This window comes from Streptomyces sp. NPDC020747 (genome assembly GCF_044334695.1).
Taxonomy (GTDB): domain Bacteria; phylum Actinomycetota; class Actinomycetes; order Streptomycetales; family Streptomycetaceae; genus Streptomyces.
In genome coordinates this window covers 322,331-340,817 of the sequence record NZ_JBIRTJ010000001.1, presented here as the reverse complement: position 1 = coordinate 340,817, position 18,487 = coordinate 322,331, and the positions used below count along the sequence as shown (strand labels likewise).

Genomic DNA, 18,487 nt, shown 5'->3' with positions numbered 1-18,487 from the left:
AGAGCGAAAACAGCAGGTCAGATCCCGGTTTCGGGCACGTTCTCGGCAGCGGGGGCGGAGTCGAGTCCGGCGACCAGTCCGCGCAGGACGGGGCCGTACTCGGGGTGGGCGAGGGCGAACGCCATCTGGGCCACCAGGTAGTCGGCCGGGTTTCCGGTGTCGTACCAGCGGCCCTCGATGACCTGCCCGTACACCGCACGGGTGGAGGCGTAGGCGTTGATCGCGTCCGTCAGGTAGACCTCGCCGGTCCGGTGCTCGTACCAGCGGCGGGTCTGCTCGCGCAGTTCGTCGACGATGCCGGGGGTGACGACGTAACCGCCGATGGCCGCGTACGACGACGGGGCGGCAGCGGGCTCGGGCTTCTCGACCAGGCCGGTGATGCGCAGTTGGCCGCCGCCGAGGTCTTCCTTGACGACCGGTACGCCGTAGCGCTGCGATTCGGCGGGGTTCATCGGCAGCAGGGCCAGCACCGGGCAGCCGGTCTGCTCGTACGCGCGGATCAGTTGTTGAGCGCGGGGCACCTCGGCCACGAAGACGTCGTCGGGCCACAGCACCAGCACCGGCTCGTCGCCGAAGGCGCGGGCGGCGTTCAGCACCGGAGTGCCGTTTCCGTACGGGCCGTACTGGTCCAGGTAGGTGATGTGGCCCTGGCGGGCGAGCTCGGCGACCTCCTCCACCGCGTCCGCGTAGGACGTCTTGCCGTCCTCGCGGAGTTGTTCGACGAGGGCGGGGTTGGGGCGGAAGTGGTCCTGGATGAGGCTCTTGCCGCCCGAGACGACGATGGTGATGTCGGTGATGCCGGAGTCCACCAGCTCGCGCACGGTGTGCTCGATGACCGGCTTGTCGCCGACCGGGAGCATCTCCTTGGGCGTCGCCTTCGTGAGCGGCAGCAGACGGGAGCCGAGTCCGGCGGCGGGGATCACGGCCCTGCGAATCGTCGGGGACATCAGGTCTCTCTCGGTCGAGCGACGCACCGAACCGGCCGGCCCGGGACACACCGACGCTACCAACGCCCACAGCTGCCCCGCGTCCAGAAGCCCAACAGATCTCGCGTGCGTACGGACCGGCAAGTGTCCACCGATCCAGGTCTCTCCGAGACCGAGCCCCATGACTCGTTGGCTGTCCTCCACGCGGTAGGGGGTGGCTTCGGCTCGCTGCTTTCCGATTCGACGGGGAGACAGCGACACGCACTGGGCCAAGTCGACGCAATCATGTGTCTGCCAGATCGAGGGCTTATGCATGTCGGTACACAGCGGCATGTACGGATAGGCAAAAAAGTCGCGCCAGTGTGGAGATTGCTGCCGTTTCAATATATGAGTAGTGGTCGCAGAAGGGGCAAAGTGGTCCGATTTGGCCGTTGCAAAACAGCATCAAGCGCCTGTTGGTCACCCAATTCGCCCAGAAGGTTGACAGTGTTCAGTTCGGCTTGAGAAGGTCAAGCAGATCAGCGGTATTTGTCAAATTGCTTAATTTAGTTTCTCTTGTTGCTTAATTTAGTTGCTCCTGCTGTGCAGCGCGAGCGTTGACCGAGGTGTGGGAATGTCTGAATTGCATGGTGGCCGTCGTGAACTGATGGCCGGACAGCTTGGTCTATGGCATGCGCAGCAGCTGAATCCGGATAACCCGATCTACAACATGGGTGAATACATTGAGATTCATGGAGCGGTGGACACGGACTTGTTCGAGGCTGCTGCGCGAAGAGCCGTCCTAGAATTCGACTCCTTCTGTCTGCGCTTCGAGGGAGCCGCGGACGAAATTCCGCGGCAGTATTTTGACCTGCGGAACGATTGGCTGTTTCATGTGATCGACGTGAGCCGTGACGGAGATCCCCGTTCCAGCGCGGAGAGCTGGATGCGCGCGGACATGCGACGTCCAGTGGATCTCCGGGACGGCGCACTCTTCACCCAGGTCATGTTCAAGTTGGAGGAAGATCTCTTCCTCTGGTATCAGCGAGTTCACCACATCATCGCAGACGGACTCGCGGGATCCCTGATGGCCTCTCGAGTGGCTGCGATCTACACGGCACTGTTGGCCGGAGAATCCCTCACGGACAGTGGGCCGCCATCGAGTTCCGTACTGATGGATGCCGACGCCGAATACCGGGCGTCCGAGGAATTCGAACTGGACCGGCAGTACTGGACGGAGCGTCTTTCGGATCGCCCGCAACCGGTCAGCCTGAGTGGCCAGGAACCTTCCACCACACCCCATGAACTGATACGGCATACGCTCCATATCCCTGCCGAAGCCGCTGTGGAACTCAGAGGTTCCGCACGTCGGCTGGGAACGAGCCTCTCAGGTCTGGCCGTAGCCGCGAGCGCCGCCTACCTGCATCGCGCGACCGGGCAGGAGGACATCGTTCTCGGGATCCCCGTAATAGGCAGAAAAACAGCACTGCGGGACGTCCCCGGAATGACGGCGAATATCATTCCTCTGCGCCTCACGGTGCAGCCGAAGGCCACAGCGAGGGAACTCGTGAAGCAGGTGTCTCGCGGAGTGCGAGATGCCTTGCGGCATCAGCGATACCGCTACGAGGACATCCTCAGAGACCTGAAACTCGTAGGGCGCAGTGGACTCTACCCTCTACTGGTCAATATCGTCTCATTTGACTACGATCTGAGATTTGGTGACGCCTCCAGCAATGTGTACGGGCTCGGTGGCATAAATTTCAATGATCTGTCGATTTCGGTGTACGACAGGTCGTCCGACGGACGTATATCCGTGGTTGTGGAGGCCAATCCGGATCTTTACAGCCGGGGAGCCGTGCATGAGCATGCTGCGCAATTCCTTGACGTGATGAACTGGATGGCGCGTTCCACCGCCGAGGAACGTGTACACCGGATCACGTTGATGAGCGGCTCCGAGGAGCGTCTGGTCGTCGAGGAGTGGAACGACACCGCCCGGGAGGTGCCCGCGGCGACCCTGCCGGAACTGTTCCAGGCCCAGGCCGCCCGCACCCCCGACGCGGTCGCCGTGGTCTTCGAGGGCGTCGAGGTGTCCTATGCGGACCTCAACGCGCGGGCCAACCGCCTCGCCCGGTTCCTGATCGACCGGGGTGTGGGACCCGAGTCGCCGGTCGCGGTGATGATGCACCGCTCCGTCGACCTGGTGGTCGCCCTCCTCGCGGTGGTCAAGGCCGGTGGTGCGTATGTACCCATCGACCCCGACTACCCCGCCGAGCGGATCACCTACCTGCTCAGCGACGCCCGGCCCCTCCTGGTGCTCACGAGTACGGACCTGACCTGCCGTCTCACCGGCGGAGAGGTGTCGCACCTGGCCCTCGACGACCCCCGGACCATGACCGCACTCGAAGACTTCGAGGACACCGACCCCACCGACACCGAGCGCGGTACCACCCTCCTGCCCGCCCACCCCGCCTACGTCATCTACACCTCCGGGTCCACCGGACGGCCGAAGGGCGTGGCCGTACCCCATGCGGGTATCGTCAACTGGCTGACCTGGCTGCAGGGCACCTACAACTTGACTGCCTTGGACCGGGTGTTGCAGAAAACCCCGTTCGGTTTCGATGTGTCGGTACGGGAGTTCTTCTGGCCGCTGCTCCAGGGTGCGACGATGGTGGTCGCCAAGCCCTCGGGCCACCGGGACCCCGGGTATCTGGCCGAGTTGATCCAACGCGAACGTGTCACGATCGCGCACTTCGTTCCGTCCCTGCTGCAGGTCTTCCTCCGCGAACCGGCCGCCGCCTGTACCGGCCTGCGAGCTGTGTTCTGCAGCGGCGAAGCGCTCTCCAGCGACATCGTCGGGCAGTTCCGGAACGTAATGGGCGTTCCGCTTCACAATCTCTACGGCCCAACCGAGGCGTCGGTCGAGGTCACCGCATGGACGTGTGACAGCGACACCAGCAGAAGCAGTGTCCCCATCGGACGCCCGGTCTGGAACACCCAGGTGTATGTGCTGGATTCGGCTCTGCGGCCGGTTCCGGTGGGTGTCGCGGGTGAGTTGTACCTCGCCGGTGTCCAGCTGGCCCGTGGCTATCTCGACCGGCCGGGGTTGACGGCGGAGCGGTTCGTCGCGAATCCGTTCACCCCGGGCGAGCGGATGTACCGTACCGGCGACCTGGCGAAGTGGCGGCCGGACGGTGTCCTGGACTTCCTGGGCCGTGCGGATGACCAGGTGAAGGTTCGGGGTTTCCGGATCGAGTTGGGTGAGGTCGAGGCCGCGCTGAGCGCGCATCCGTCGGTGGTCCAGTCGGCGGTGGTGGTGCGTGAGGATCGTCCCGGTGACAGGCGTCTGGTCGGTTACCTCGTTCCGGCGGGCGGTCCGGAGGGTGCGGACATCGCTGTCGTACGTGGGCAGCTGCAGGGTGTGTTGCCGGAGTACATGGTGCCGTCCGCGTTGGTGGTGCTGGATGTGCTGCCGTTGACGGTGAACGGCAAGTTGGACCGTAGGGCTCTGCCCGCTCCGGATTACCAGGCGGCGGATCGTGGCCGGGGGCCGGTCACGGTGCAGGAGGAGCTTCTGTGTTCGGTGTTCGCCGAGGTGCTGGGCCTGCCCCAGGTCGGGGTGGACGACAACTTCTTCGAGCTGGGTGGTCATTCGCTGCTGGCGACGCGGTTGGTGAGTCGTTTGCGGTCGGTTTTTGGGGCGGAGGTGGCGATCCGGACGTTGTTCGAGGCGCCGTCTGTTGCTGCTCTGGCGGGCCGTTTGGGGTCTTCTGGTGTGAGGCGGCAGGCGCTGGTTCGGGTGGAGCGGGCGGAGCGTGTGCCGGTCTCGTTCGCGCAGCAACGGTTGTGGTTCCTGGGCGAGTTGGAGGGTCCGTCGGCGACCTACAACATTCCGGTGGCTCTGCGGTTGAGCGGTGACCTGGACGTCGAGGCGTTGCGTATGGCGCTGGGTGATGTGGTGGGCCGGCACGAGGTGTTGCGGACGGTGTTCGCCGCGGTGGAGGGTCAGCCGTATCAGCATATCGTTGCGGCTGAAGAGGCTTTGGTGCCTCTTGTGGTCGAGCGGGTGGCTGATCTTGAGTCGGCGGTCAGTGAGGTCGCGGGTCATCGTTTCGATCTCGCCGCCGAGATTCCGTTGCGGGCCTGGTTGTTCGAGGCCGGTCCTGACGAACATGTCCTGGTGATCGTCGTGCACCACATCGCCGGCGACGGATGGTCGATGGCCCCGCTGGCGCGCGATCTGTCAGCTGCCTACACGGCTCGGTCCACCGGCCGGACGCCGGAGTGGGCAACGTTGTCAGTGCAGTATGCCGACTACAGCCTGTGGCAACGTCAACTGCTGGGCGAGGAGGCCGACGCGGCCAGTGTGCTGGCCCAGCAACTCGGTTACTGGCGCGAGGCACTGGCCGACCTGCCCCAGGAACTGACGCTGCCGTTCGACCGGCCACGCCCGACGATCTCCTCCCACCAGGGCGGAAGCGTCGAACTGACCGTCGGCGCCCACATCCACAGCGCCCTGACGGAGCTGGCCAGAGCACAGGGTGTGACGGTGTTCATGGTGGTGCAGGCGGCACTGGCCGTCCTGCTGCACCGGCTCGGGGCCGGAGACGACATTCCGGTCGGCACTCCTGTCGCCGGGCGGACCGACGAGGCGCTGGACGACCTGGTCGGGTTCTTCGTCAACACCCTCGTTCTGCGCTCGGACCTGTCCGGCGATCCGACCTTCCTGCAACTGCTGGCCAGAACAAGGGAAGCGGACCTCGGCGCCTACGCGCACCAGGATGTGCCGTTCGAGCGGCTGGTGGAGGACCTGGCTCCGGTCCGGTCGATGGCCCGCCATCCGCTTTTCCAGGTCATGCTCACCCTGCAGAACACCGCCGAGGTCCGTCTCGACCTGCCCGGGTTGAACATCGAGGCACTGCCTGCGGGCGTCCTTCCCGCCAAGTTCGACCTGGACTTCCAGATCGCCGAGCGGATCACCGACGGCACCCCAGCGGGCCTGACCGGGCTGATCACCTACGCCACCGACCTGTTCGATCCCGCGAGTGCCGAGGCGATCGTACGGCGCTTCCTCATGGTCCTGGAGACAGTGACCGCGGATCCGTCGCTGCCGGTCAGCCGCATCGATGTCCTGGACACCGCGGAGCGGGAGCGGATCCTGTCCGGGTGGAACGACACCACCCACGAAGTGCCGCAGGCCACGCTGGTCGAACTGTTCGAAGCCCAGGTCACCCGTACTCCTGACGCGACCGCGGTTGTATTCGACGGCACCGAGGTGACTTATGCGGAGTTGAACGCGCGGGTCAACCGGCTGGCCCGCGTCCTCGTGGACAGGGGCGCCCGGGCGGAAGCACGGGTGGCGGTGATGATGGACCGCTCAGCCGACCTCGTCGTCGCACTCCTCGCCGTGGTCAAGACCGGAGCGGCGTACGTTCCGATCGACCCGGCCTACCCCGCCGACCGCATCACCTACATGCTCAACGACGCCCAGGCCACCGTACTGGTTACACACCAGGCCGTGACAGGCGCAGCGGATGACGGTGTGACCCGCATCGTGACGGATGCCCCCGACACCACGGCGGCCCTGTCCACCATGGCCGGGGCCGACCTCACGCACCACGAGCGAGGAGCGGCACTTCTGCCGGCCCACCCCGCCTACGTGATCTACACCTCGGGCTCCACGGGACGCCCCAAGGGCGTCGTGGTGAGCCACGCAGCGGTCTCCTACTACCTCAACTGGGCAGTCAGCGCGTATCCCGGGTTGAGCGGCCGGACCGTGCTGCACTCGTCGGCTGCGTTCGACCTGACCGTCACACCGTTGTTCGGCACGCTGATCTCGGGCGGCGCCCTGCACATCGCAGCTATCCAGGATGGGCTTCCCGCCGGACTGACGCCCACCTTCCTGAAGGTGACGCCGAGCCACCTGGGCCTTCTGTCCGAAGAGCCCGTCGGATCCTTCGCCCGGGGAGACCTCGTCGTCGGCGGCGAAAGCCTTACAGGCGAGCAGCTCACACGGTGGAGGTCCGCACACCACGACGTCCTGATCACGAATGAGTACGGTCCGACCGAGGCGGCCGTCGGATGTGTCACCTTCACCGTCCGTCCCGGGGACCCGGATGTACCGGGTGGCGTCCCCATCGGCACACCCGTCCCCAACACCCGGGTCTACGTACTGGATTCGGCTCTGCGGCCGGTTCCGGTGGGTGTCGCGGGTGAGTTGTACCTCGCCGGTGTCCAGCTGGCCCGTGGCTATCTCGACCGGCCGGGCTTGACGGCGGAGCGGTTCGTCGCGAATCCGTTCACCCCGGGCGAGCGGATGTACCGTACCGGCGACCTGGCGAAGTGGCGGCCGGACGGTGTCCTGGACTTCCTGGGCCGTGCGGATGACCAGGTGAAGGTTCGGGGTTTCCGGATCGAGTTGGGTGAGGTCGAGGCCGCGCTGAGCGCGCATTCGTCCGTGGCCCAGTCGGCGGTGGTGGTGCGTGAGGATCGTCCCGGTGACAGGCGTCTGGTCGGCTACCTCGTTCCGGCCACCGGTCACACGGGCGGTGTCGACTCCGCTGCCCTGCGCGCCCATCTCGGCGCGATGTTGCCGGAGTACATGGTGCCGTCCGCGTTGGTGGTGCTGGATGTGCTGCCGTTGACGGTGAACGGCAAGTTGGACCGCAGGGCTCTGCCCGCTCCGGATTACCAGGCGGCGGATCGTGGCCGGGGGCCGGTCACGGTGCAGGAGGAGCTTCTGTGTTCGGTGTTCGCCGAGGTGCTGGGCCTGCCCCAGGTCGGGGTGGACGACAACTTCTTCGAGCTGGGTGGTCATTCGCTGCTGGCGACGCGGTTGGTGAGTCGTTTGCGGTCGGTTTTTGGGGCGGAGGTGGCGATCCGGACGTTGTTCGAGGCGCCGTCTGTTGCTGCTCTGGCGGGCCGTTTGGGGTCTTCTGGTGTGAGGCGGCAGGCGCTGGTTCGGGTGGAGCGGGCGGAGCGTGTGCCGGTCTCGTTCGCGCAGCAACGGTTGTGGTTCCTGGGCGAGTTGGAGGGTCCGTCGGCGACCTACAACATTCCTGTGGCTCTGCGGTTGAGCGGTGACCTGGACGTCGAGGCGTTGCGGATGGCGCTGGGTGATGTGGTGGGTCGGCACGAGGTGTTGCGGACGGTGTTCGCCGCGGTGGAGGGTCAGCCGTATCAGCAGATCGTTGCGGCTGAAGAGGCTTTGGTGCCTCTTGTGGTCGAGCGGGTGGCCGATCTTGGGTCGGCGATCAGTGAGGTTGCGGGTCATCGTTTCGATCTCGCCGCCGAGATTCCGTTGCGGGCCTGGCTGTTCGAGGCCGGTCCTGACGAACATGTCCTGGTGATCGTCGTGCATCACATCGCTGGTGACGGGTGGTCGATGGGGCCGTTGGCGCGTGATGTGTCGGTCGCGTATGCGGCTCGTTCCGGCGGGCGGGTGCCTGGCTGGGAGCCGTTGGCGGTGCAGTATGCGGACTACTCGTTGTGGCAGCGGGAGTTGCTCGGTGGGGAGGCTGATCCGGGCAGTGTGCTGAGCGGGCAACTGGGTTACTGGCGTGAGGTGTTGGCGGGGGTGCCGCAGGAGTTGGTGCTGCCGTTCGACCGGCCGCGGCCGGCGGTGGCCTCGTACCGTGGTGGCCGGGTGGAGGTGTGTGTGCCGGCGGAGGTGCATGCCCGGGTGGCCGAGCTGGCCCGCGTCCGGGGCGTGACGGTGTTCATGGTGCTTCAGGCGGCACTGGCGGTGCTGTTGTCCCGGGTGGGTGCGGGCAGTGACATTCCGGTCGGCACTCCTGTCGCCGGGCGGACCGACGAGGCGCTGGATGACCTGGTCGGGTTCTTCGTCAACACCTTGGTGATGCGTACTGATCTGTCGGGTGATCCCACGTTCGTGAGTCTGCTGGAGCAGGTGCGGGAGAACGGACTGGGTGCGTTCGCGCATCAGGACGTGCCCTTCGAGCGGCTGGTCGAAGACCTCGCTCCGACCCGCTCGATGGCCCGCCACCCGCTGTTCCAGGTCATGCTCGCCCTGCAGAACAACGCCCCGGCCGTCCTCGACCTGCCCGGCATTGACGCCGAACCCCTGCCCGCCGGCGAACCGGTGGCCAAGTTCGACCTGTCCTTCGCCCTGGCTGAGACCTTCCACACCGGCACCGGCACCGACACCGACACCGACACCGACACCGACACCGACACCGACACCGACACCGGTGCCGGTGCCGGTGCCGAGACGGGTGCGGGTACGGGCAGCGGTGACCGCCCGGCCGGTCTGTACGGCGGTATCGATTACGCCCTCGACCTGTTCGACGCCGGAACGGTGGAGACACTGGCCGAACGGTTCGTCCGCGTCCTGGACACCGTCACCGCCAACCCCCACCAGCACATCGACGCCATCGAGGTACTGGCCCCGGCGGAGCGGAAGCGGATTCTGGTCGAGTGGAACGACACCTCCCGGGAGGTGCCCGCGGCGACGCTGCCGGAGCTGTTCCAGGCCCAGGCCGCCCGCACCCCCGACGCGACCGCCGTGGTCTTCGAGGGCGACGAGGTGACCTACGCCGAGCTCAACGAGCGTGCCAACCGCCTCGCCCGGCTGCTGATCGATCGCGGGGTGGGGTCCGAGTCGCCGGTCGCGGTCATGGTGCACCGCTCGGTCGACCTCGTCGTCGCCTTCCTCGCGGTGACGAAGGCAGGCGGCGCCTACCTGCCCATCGACCCCGACTATCCCGCCGAGCGGATCACCTACCTGCTCACCGACGCCCGGCCCCACCTGGTGCTCACCAGCGCGGACTTGGCCTCCCGTCTCACCGACAGCCACCCGCCCTACGTGGCCGTCGACGACCTTCGGACCATCGCCGCACTCAAGGATTTCGAGGGCACGGACCCCACTGACGCCGAGCGCCGTACCGCCCTGCTGCCCGCCCACTCCGCGTATGTCATCTACACCTCGGGGTCCACCGGGCGGCCGAAGGGTGTGGCCGTCACTCATCAAGGGCTGCCGAGTCTGGTCGGCGCGCAGGCGGAGGAGTTCGGGGTCTCGGCAGGGAGTCGGGTGTTGCAGTTCGCCTCGGCGAGTTTCGACGCGGCGGTCTGGGAGATGGTGATGGCCTTGTGCAACGGGGCCTGCCTCGTGTCGGCCGCGTCGCACGACGTGCTGCCGGGCCAGGCGCTCGTCCGCCTGGTCGCGGAACAGTCGGTCACGCACGCACTCCTGCCTCCCGCCGCGCTGGCTCTCATGGAACCGGACAGCCTGCCGTCGCTCACGACCCTCATCACCGGCGGCGAAGCCCTCGGCCAGAACCTGGTGGCCCGCTGGGCCGAGGGCCGTCGGCTCGTCAACGCCTACGGACCGACGGAATCCACCGTCTGCGCGACCACCACCGCCCCCCTGTCCGCCGACGAACCCACCACCCCGCCCATCGGCACGCCCGTCGCCAACACCCGGGTCTACGTGCTGGATTCGGCTCTGCGGCCGGTTCCAGTGGGTGTCGCGGGTGAGCTGTACGTCTCCGGCGCGGGCCTGGCCCGCGGCTACCTCGACCGGCCGGGGCTGACCGCGCAGCGGTTCGTCGCGAATCCGTTCACCCCGGGTGAGCGGATGTACCGTACCGGCGACCTGGCCCGGTGGAACGCCGATGGACAGGTGGAATACCTCGGGCGTACCGACGACCAGGTGAAGGTCCGGGGTTTCCGGATCGAGCTGGGTGAGGTCGAGGCCGCGCTGACTGCGCACCCGTCCGTGGCCCAGGCAGTGGTGGTGGTGCGTGAGGATCGTCCCGGTGACAGGCGTCTGGTCGGCTACCTCGTTTCGGCCACCGGTCACACGGGCGGTGTCGACTCCGCTGTCCTGCGCGCCCACCTCGGCGCCATGTTGCCGGAGTACATGGTGCCGTCCGCGTTGGTGGTGCTGGATGAGTTGCCGTTGACGGTGAACGGCAAGTTGGACCGTAAGGCCCTGCCCGCTCCGGACTACCAGGCGGCCGACCGTGGCCGGGGGCCGGCCACGGTGCAGGAAGAGATCCTTTGTTCGGTGTTCGCCGAGGTGTTGGGCCTGCCTACGGTCGGGGTGGACGACAACTTCTTCGAACTGGGCGGCCACTCACTGCTGGCGGTACGGGTGGTCGAGCTGCTGCGGGCCCGGGGGATACCGGTTGATGTGCGGTCGTTGTTCGCAGCGCCCACGGCTGCCGGACTGGCCGCGTCGGATGGTCCGGCCGAGGTGGCGGTGCCGGAGAACCGGATTCCGGACAACGCCCTGACTATTTCTCCCGACATGCTCTCCCTGGTGGATCTGCCCCAAGGGGAGATCGACCGGATCGTGGCCCGGGTTCCCGGCGGAGCGGCCAACGTGGCGGATGTGTACCCGCTGGCTCCGCTGCAGGAGGGGATCCTCTTCCACCACCTGATGGGTGACTCCGGGGACGGGACCGATGTGTATGTGCTGCCGGTGCTGTTGGGGTTCGACTCCCGGCAGCGGCTCGACCGGTTTGTTGACGCACTGCAGAAGGTCGTCGACCGGCATGACATCCTGCGGACCGCCGTCCAGTGGGAAGGACTGCGCGAACCGGTCCAGGTGGTGGTGCGCCGTGCTGCGATCCCGGTGGAAAGCGTCGACCTGCCCGAGGGGCCTGACGACGAGGTGACCGGCCGAATGCTGGCCGCGTGCCCTGGATCGATGGACATCGGCCAGGCACCGCTGATCCGCGTCTACACGGCGACCGACCCGGTGAACGGTCAGTGGCTCGCACTCGTTCAGGCCCATCACCTCATCGCGGACCACACCACTCTGGACGTACTGCTGCAGGAGGTGCGCTCGTTCGTCACGGGCCGTGAGGAAACCCTGCCCGCGCCTCTGCCGTTCCGGAACTTCGTCGCCCAGGCCCGCCTGCGGGTGGCGGAGGAGGAACACCAGAGGTACTTCTCCACCCTGCTGGGGGACGTGACCGAGCCGACCGCGCCGTTCGGTCTGCTCGACGTCCGCGGCGACGGCACCGGCGTGGCGGAGTCCCGTCGCGTGATGGATCCGGAACTCGCGCGACGGCTGCGGGACCAGTCACGCCGGCTTGGCGTGAGCCCGGCCACGGTCCTGCATGTGGTGTGGGCGCGGGTGTTGGCGGCCACCTCGGGCAAGGACGACGTCGTCTTCGGTACCGTCCTGTTCGGCCGTATGGCAGCGGGAAGCGGCGCGGACCGCGTTCTGGGCCTGTTCATCAACTCCCTGCCGGTACGGGTGCGGACGCACGGCGCTCAGGTGGTAAACACGGTCCGGTCGGTGCAGAACCAGCTGGCGGACCTGCTCGTCCACGAACACGCTCCCTTGAAACTCGCCCGGCAGGCCAGCGGCATCAAGGCTGACACTCCACTGTTCACCTCCCTGTTCAACTACCGGCACTCCAGGAGCACCGAGCCAGGAACGGACAACAGCCTTGACGGCGTCGAGTTGCTGTACGACCAGGAGCGGACGAACTACCCGATCGGGCTGAGTGTCGACGACACCGGTGACGGTTTCACTCTCACCGTGCAGGTCGCCGAACCCGTCTCGGGCGCATCACTGTGCGCCATGGTCCACACCGCCGCCGAAGGCGTCGTCACCGCCCTGGAGACAGCACCACACCAGCGGATCAGCATGGTGGACGTCCTCGACCCCGCGGAGCGGCACCGGGTCCTGGTCGAGTGGAACGACACCTCCCGGGAGGTGTCCGCGGCGACGCTGCCGGAGCTGTTCCAGGCCCAGGCCGCCCGCACCCCCGACGCGCCCGCCCTCGTCTTCGAGGACGTGGAACTGAGTTATACGGAACTCAACGCCCGCGCCAACCGCCTCGCCCGGCTGCTGATCGACCGCGGTGTGGGGTCCGAGTCGTTGGTCGCAGTCATGTTGGTGCGTTCCATCGACCTGATCGTCGCTCTCCTCGCGGTGACCAAGGCCGGCGGCACGTACGTACCCATCGACCCCGACTATCCCGCCGAGCGGATCACCTACCTCCTTACCGACGCCCAACCCCTCCTGGTGCTCACCAGCACGGACCTGGCTTCCCGTCTCACCGGCGGAGAGGTGTCGCACCTGGCCCTCGACGACCCCCGGACCATCACCGCACTCGAAGACTTCGGGGACAGCGACCCCACCGATGCCGAGCGTCGTTCCACCCTGCTGCCCGCCCACTCCGCGTATGTGATCTACACCTCCGGGTCCACCGGGCGGCCGAAGGGCGTGGCCGTCACCCATCAGGGACTGCCGAGCCTGGCTGCCACGCAGGCGGAGGAGTTCGGGATCTCGGCGGGGAGCCGGGTGTTGCAGTTCGCCTCGGCGAGTTTCGACGCGGCGGTCTGGGAGATGGTGATGGCCTTGTGCAACGGGGCCTGCCTCGTGTCGGCCGCGCCGGACGACGTGCTGCCGGGCCAGGCGCTCGTCCGCCTCGTCGCGGAACAGTCGGTCACACACGCCACCTTGCCCCCCGCCGCACTGGCTCTCATGGCACCGGACAGCCTGCCGTCGATCACGACCCTCATCACCGCCGGCGAGGCTCTCAGTCAGAGCCTGGTGGCCCGCTGGGCGGACGGCCGTCGGCTCGTCAACGCCTACGGACCGACGGAATCCACCGTCTGCGCGACCACCACCGCCCCTCTGTCCGCCGACGAACCCACCACCCCGCCCATCGGTACGCCGGTCGCCAACACCCGGGTCTACGTGCTGGATTCGGCTCTGCGGCCGGTTCCGGTGGGTGTCGCGGGTGAGCTGTATCTCGCCGGCGCGAGCTTGGCCCGTGGCTATCTCGACCGGCCGGGGCTGACTGCGGAGCGCTTCGTCGCGAATCCGTTCACCCCGGGTGAGCGGATGTACCGTACCGGCGACCTGGCGAAGTGGCGGCCGGACGGTGTCCTGGACTTCCTGGGCCGTGCGGATGACCAGGTGAAGGTCCGGGGTTTCCGGATCGAGTTGGGTGAGGTGGAGGCCGCGCTGAGCGCGCATCCGTCGGTGGTCCAGGCGGCGGTGGTGGTGCGTGAGGATCGTCCCGGTGACAGGCGTCTGGTCGGTTACCTCGTTCCGGCGGGCGGTCCGGAGGGTGCGGACATCGCTGTCGTACGTGGGCAGCTGCAGGGTGTGTTGCCGGAGCACATGGTGCCGTCCGCGTTGGTGGTGCTGGATGTGCTGCCGTTGACGGTGAACGGCAAGTTGGACCGTAGGGCTCTGCCCGCTCCGGATTACGTGGCGGCGGATCGTGGTCGGGGGCCGGTCACGGTGCAGGAGGAGCTTCTGTGTTCGGTGTTCGCCGAGGTGCTGGGCCTGCCCCAGGTCGGGGTGGACGACAACTTCTTCGAACTGGGCGGCCACTCACTGCTCGCGGTGCAGCTGACCAACAGGATCCGGACGGCTCTGGGGGCGGAAGTCGCGATGCGGGCGCTGTTCGAGGCGCCGACCGTGGCCGGACTCGCGCAGCGGCTGACGGATTCGGATGGGACACGTCCGGCGCTGGTGGCGATGACACGGCCCGAGGCGCTACCGCTCTCGTTCGCGCAGCAACGGTTGTGGTTCCTGGGCGAGTTGGAGGGTCCGTCGGCGACCTACAACATTCCTGTGGCTCTGCGGTTGAGCGGTGACCTGGACGTCGAGGCGTTGCGGATGGCGCTGGGTGATGTGGTGGGCCGACACGAGGTGTTGCGGACGGTCTTCGCTGCCGACGAGGGCAGGCCGTATCAGCAGATCCTTGCCCCGCCTGTCTCTTTTGACCTACCGGTGGTCGAGGTGGGACCGGAGGGTCTGGCGGAGGCGGTTGCCGGGCCGGCGGGTCACATGTTCGACCTGAGCGCTGAGTTTCCCTTGCGGGCATGGCTGCTCCGGGTGGGCCCGGGTGAGTGCGTGCTGGTGATGGTGGTGCACCACATCGCTGGTGACGGGTGGTCGATGGGGCCGTTGGCGCGTGATGTGTCGGTCGCGTATGCGGCTCGTTCCGGCGGGCGGGTGCCTGGCTGGGAGCCGTTGGCGGTGCAGTATGCGGACTACTCGTTGTGGCAGCGGGAGTTGCTCGGTGAGGAGGCTGATCCGGGCAGTGTGCTGAGCGGGCAACTGGGTTACTGGCGTGAGGTGTTGGCGGGGGTGCCGCAGGAGTTGGTGCTGCCGTTCGACCGGCCGCGGCCGGCGGTGGCGTCGTATCGCGGTGGCCGGGTGGAGGTGTGTGTGCCGGCCGAGGTGCATGCCCGGGTGGCGGAGCTGGCCCGTGTCCAGGGCGTGACGGTGTTCATGGTGCTTCAGGCGGCGCTGGCGGTGCTGTTGTCCCGGGTGGGTGCGGGCAGTGACATTCCGGTCGGCACTCCTGTCGCCGGGCGGACCGACGAGGCGCTGGATGACCTGGTCGGGTTCTTCGTCAACACCTTGGTGATGCGCACGGACCTGTCGGGTGATCCCACGTTCGTGAGTCTGCTGGAGCAGGTGCGGGAGAACGGACTGGGTGCGTTCGCGCATCAGGACGTGCCCTTCGAGCGGCTGGTCGAAGACCTCGCTCCGACCCGCTCGATGGCCCGCCACCCGCTGTTCCAGGTCATGCTCGCCTTGCAGAACAACGCCCCGGCCGTCCTCGACCTGCCCGGCATTGACGCCGAACCCCTGCCCGCCGGCGAACCGGCGGCAAAATTCGACCTCTTCTTCACCCTGAGTGAAAGCTTCCACACCAACGACAACATGGGTGCGGGTGCCGGTACTGGCACAGGTAGTCGCCCGGCGGGCCTGTACGGCGGTATCGACTACGCCCTTGACCTGTTCGACGCCGGAACGGTGGAGACACTGGCCGAACGGTTCGTCCGCGTCCTGGAGTCGGTCACCAGGGAACCGCACCAGCGGGTGAGCGTTGTGGAGGTGCTGTCGGAGGAGGAGCGGCACCGGCTTGTGGCGGAGTGGAACGACACCGTCCAGGAGGTGCCCGCGGCGACTCTGCCGGAACTGTTCCAAGGCCGGGTCGCGGAACATCCTGACGCGGTCGCGGTGGTTGTCGACGGGGCCGAGGTGACCTTCGCGGAACTCGACGAGCGCGCGAACCGGCTTGCCCGGCTGCTGATCCGTCGCGGTATCGGTCCCGAGCGTATCGTCGGGCTGGCCCTGCCTCGCTCGGTGGACCTGATCGTCGGTCTGCTGGCGGTACTGAAGTCGGGCGCCGGTTACCTGCCGATCGATCCGGAGTACCCGGCCGAGCGGATCGCCTTCATGCTGACCGACGCCGTCCCCTCGCTCACGCTGACCATCACAGAGGTCGCCGGGCGCATAACCACCGGCCCCGCGCTGCTGCTGGACGACCCTGCGGTCGTCGCCGAACTCGGCGCACTGCCGGCCGACGTTCCGGGTGATGCGGAGCGGACCCGTCCGCTGCTGCCGCAGCATCCCGCGTACCTGATCTACACCTCCGGCTCGACCGGGCGTCCCAAGGGTGTGGTGATGTCCTGTGGCGCGCTGGTCAACCTGTTGTCCTGGCACGCTTCCGTCATCCCCGCCGAGGCCGGTTCGCGGGTCGCTCAGTTCACCGCGATCAGCTTCGATGTCTCGGCCCAGGAAGTACTCTCGGCCCTCTTGGACGGCAAGACCCTTGTGGTACCGGACGAAGGGATCAGGCGTGACCCTGAAGAGTTCGTCGCATGGCTGAGGGAGCAGAAGGCCACCGAGCTGTATGCCCCCAACCTGATGGTGGACGCGCTCGGTGAGGCTGTGGCGGAACACGGCACGGAGCTGCCGTCGCTGCGTCATGTTTCCCAGGCCGGCGAAGCCCTTGTGCTCAGTGATCGGGTCCGTGACCTTTGCGGCGCGGGCGGAACAGCGCTGCACAACCACTACGGTCCGACCGAGACACACGTGGTCACCGCCCACACCCTGCCGGCGGACCGGGCCGAATGGCCCGGGGGCACCGCGCCGATCGGCCGTCCGGTGTGGAACATCCGCGTCTACGTCCTGGACCCGGCGCTACGGCCGATGCCGGTGGGTGTCGCGGGCGAGCTGTACGTCTCCGGAGCCCAACTGGCCCGCGGCTACCACGCCCGGCCGGGACTGACCGCGCAGCGGTTCGTCGCGAGCCCCTTCACCCCGGGTGAGCGGATGTACCGCACCGGCGACCTCGCCCGCTGGAACGCCGAGGGACAACTGGAGTATCTGGGCCGTACGGACGACCAGGTGAAGGTCCGGGGTTTCCGGATCGAGTTGGGTGAGGTCGAGGCCGCGCTGAGCGCGCATCCGTCCGTGGCCCGGGCAGCGGTGATGGTGCGTGAGGACCGCCCCGGGGACAAACGCCTGGTCGGCTACCTCGTCCCCGACGGCGGCCACGCCATCGGTGACGGCGACACCGCCGGGGTCGACCTGGCCGCCCTGCGCGCCCATCTCGGCGCGATGCTGCCGGAGTACATGGTGCCGTCCGCGTGGGTGGTCCTGGAGAGTCTGCCGCTGACGGCGAACGGGAAGCTGGATCGACGGCAACTTTCGGCGCCGGACCACACCTGGTCCACGCCGAGCCGGGAACCCGAATCGGTCCAGGAGGAAATCCTGTGCAGAATTTTCGCCGAAGAACTGAATGTGCCTCACATCGGCGTCGAGGAAAACTTCTTCGAACGCGGTGGACATTCACTTCTGGCCGTCAAGCTGGTGAATCGGATTCGTTCGATCATGAGTGTCGATGTCTCCCTCCGCATGCTGATGGAGACGCCCAGCGTCGCAGGACTCGCACACCGGCTCAGCCTTCCCGCGACGAATGACTCGCTTCGCGTTCTCCTTCCCATCAGGACGCACGGGAACCGGCTGCCCCTCTTCTGTGTTCATCCGCGATCCGGGCTGAGCTGGTGCTTCGCGCCTCTGGCCGGATTCGTACCTCCTGGTATTCCGTTGTACGGCCTACAGGCGCGGGATGTCGACGGTGCGGGTGAGCTGCCGGGATCCATCCGGGAAATGGCGGAGGAATACGTCAAAGAATTGCGCACCGTGCAGCCGTCCGGTCCGTACCGTCTGCTGGGATGGTCGATGGGAGGCCGCGTGGCGCAGGAGATGGCTGTGCAACTGCAGGAAGACGGCCAGCAAGTGGCACTCATCATCATGGGAGGCTATGCGCCGGCCCCACTCGACAGGCCCAACGCGGACGAGGTCGACCGGAAATCTGCAGAACTTGTCCGTCAGAGGATTCAAGAACGTGATGGCGACGGTCACGGCGATCATGTGGACGCATCGGAAACAATCGACGAGGCGCCTTCTCTCCGTGATCTCGCCGGACTTCCGGACTACTTCCGAAGCGAGATCTCAGAAGAGGAGGCTGAAGTAAGGGCGAGAATCATTGCGAACAACACCCGTATCTATGTGAAGCATTATCCTCGCAGGTTCGATGGCGATCTCCTCTTCATTTCGTCGGACGAGCTGGAGGATGGTTGGGGTCGTGCCATGTGGCAACCCTATGCTTCCGGTCACATAAGCGAGTCACGGTTGCCTTGTTCTCACGACGACATGGCCAATCCCCCCATGCTCTCTCTGCTTTGGGAGGCAATTTCGGATTGGCTGTCCACGACGAAGGACGGATAGTCGTCGACTGAGCTGGTGTAACCCATTGGCCGCGGTTGGCCACCCCGATATTTCT

2 protein-coding genes are annotated in these 18,487 nt (G+C 66.9%); one reads left to right on the top strand and one right to left on the bottom strand.

Annotated elements, in window-relative coordinates:
* Positions 1 to 17: 17 nt before the first annotated feature.
* Positions 18 to 947, bottom strand: a complete 930-nt coding sequence (locus ACH4YP_RS01395) for a UTP--glucose-1-phosphate uridylyltransferase (RefSeq protein WP_361067891.1) — start codon at positions 945 to 947, stop codon at positions 18 to 20.
* 592 nt (positions 948 to 1,539) lie between these two features.
* Here ACH4YP_RS01395 and ACH4YP_RS01390 point away from each other — a divergent pair.
* Positions 1,540 to 18,432 (top strand): amino acid adenylation domain-containing protein, encoded by a 16,893-nt coding sequence (locus ACH4YP_RS01390; protein WP_398488812.1) that lies wholly within the window; start codon positions 1,540 to 1,542, stop codon positions 18,430 to 18,432.
* Positions 18,433 to 18,487 lie beyond the last annotated feature (55 nt).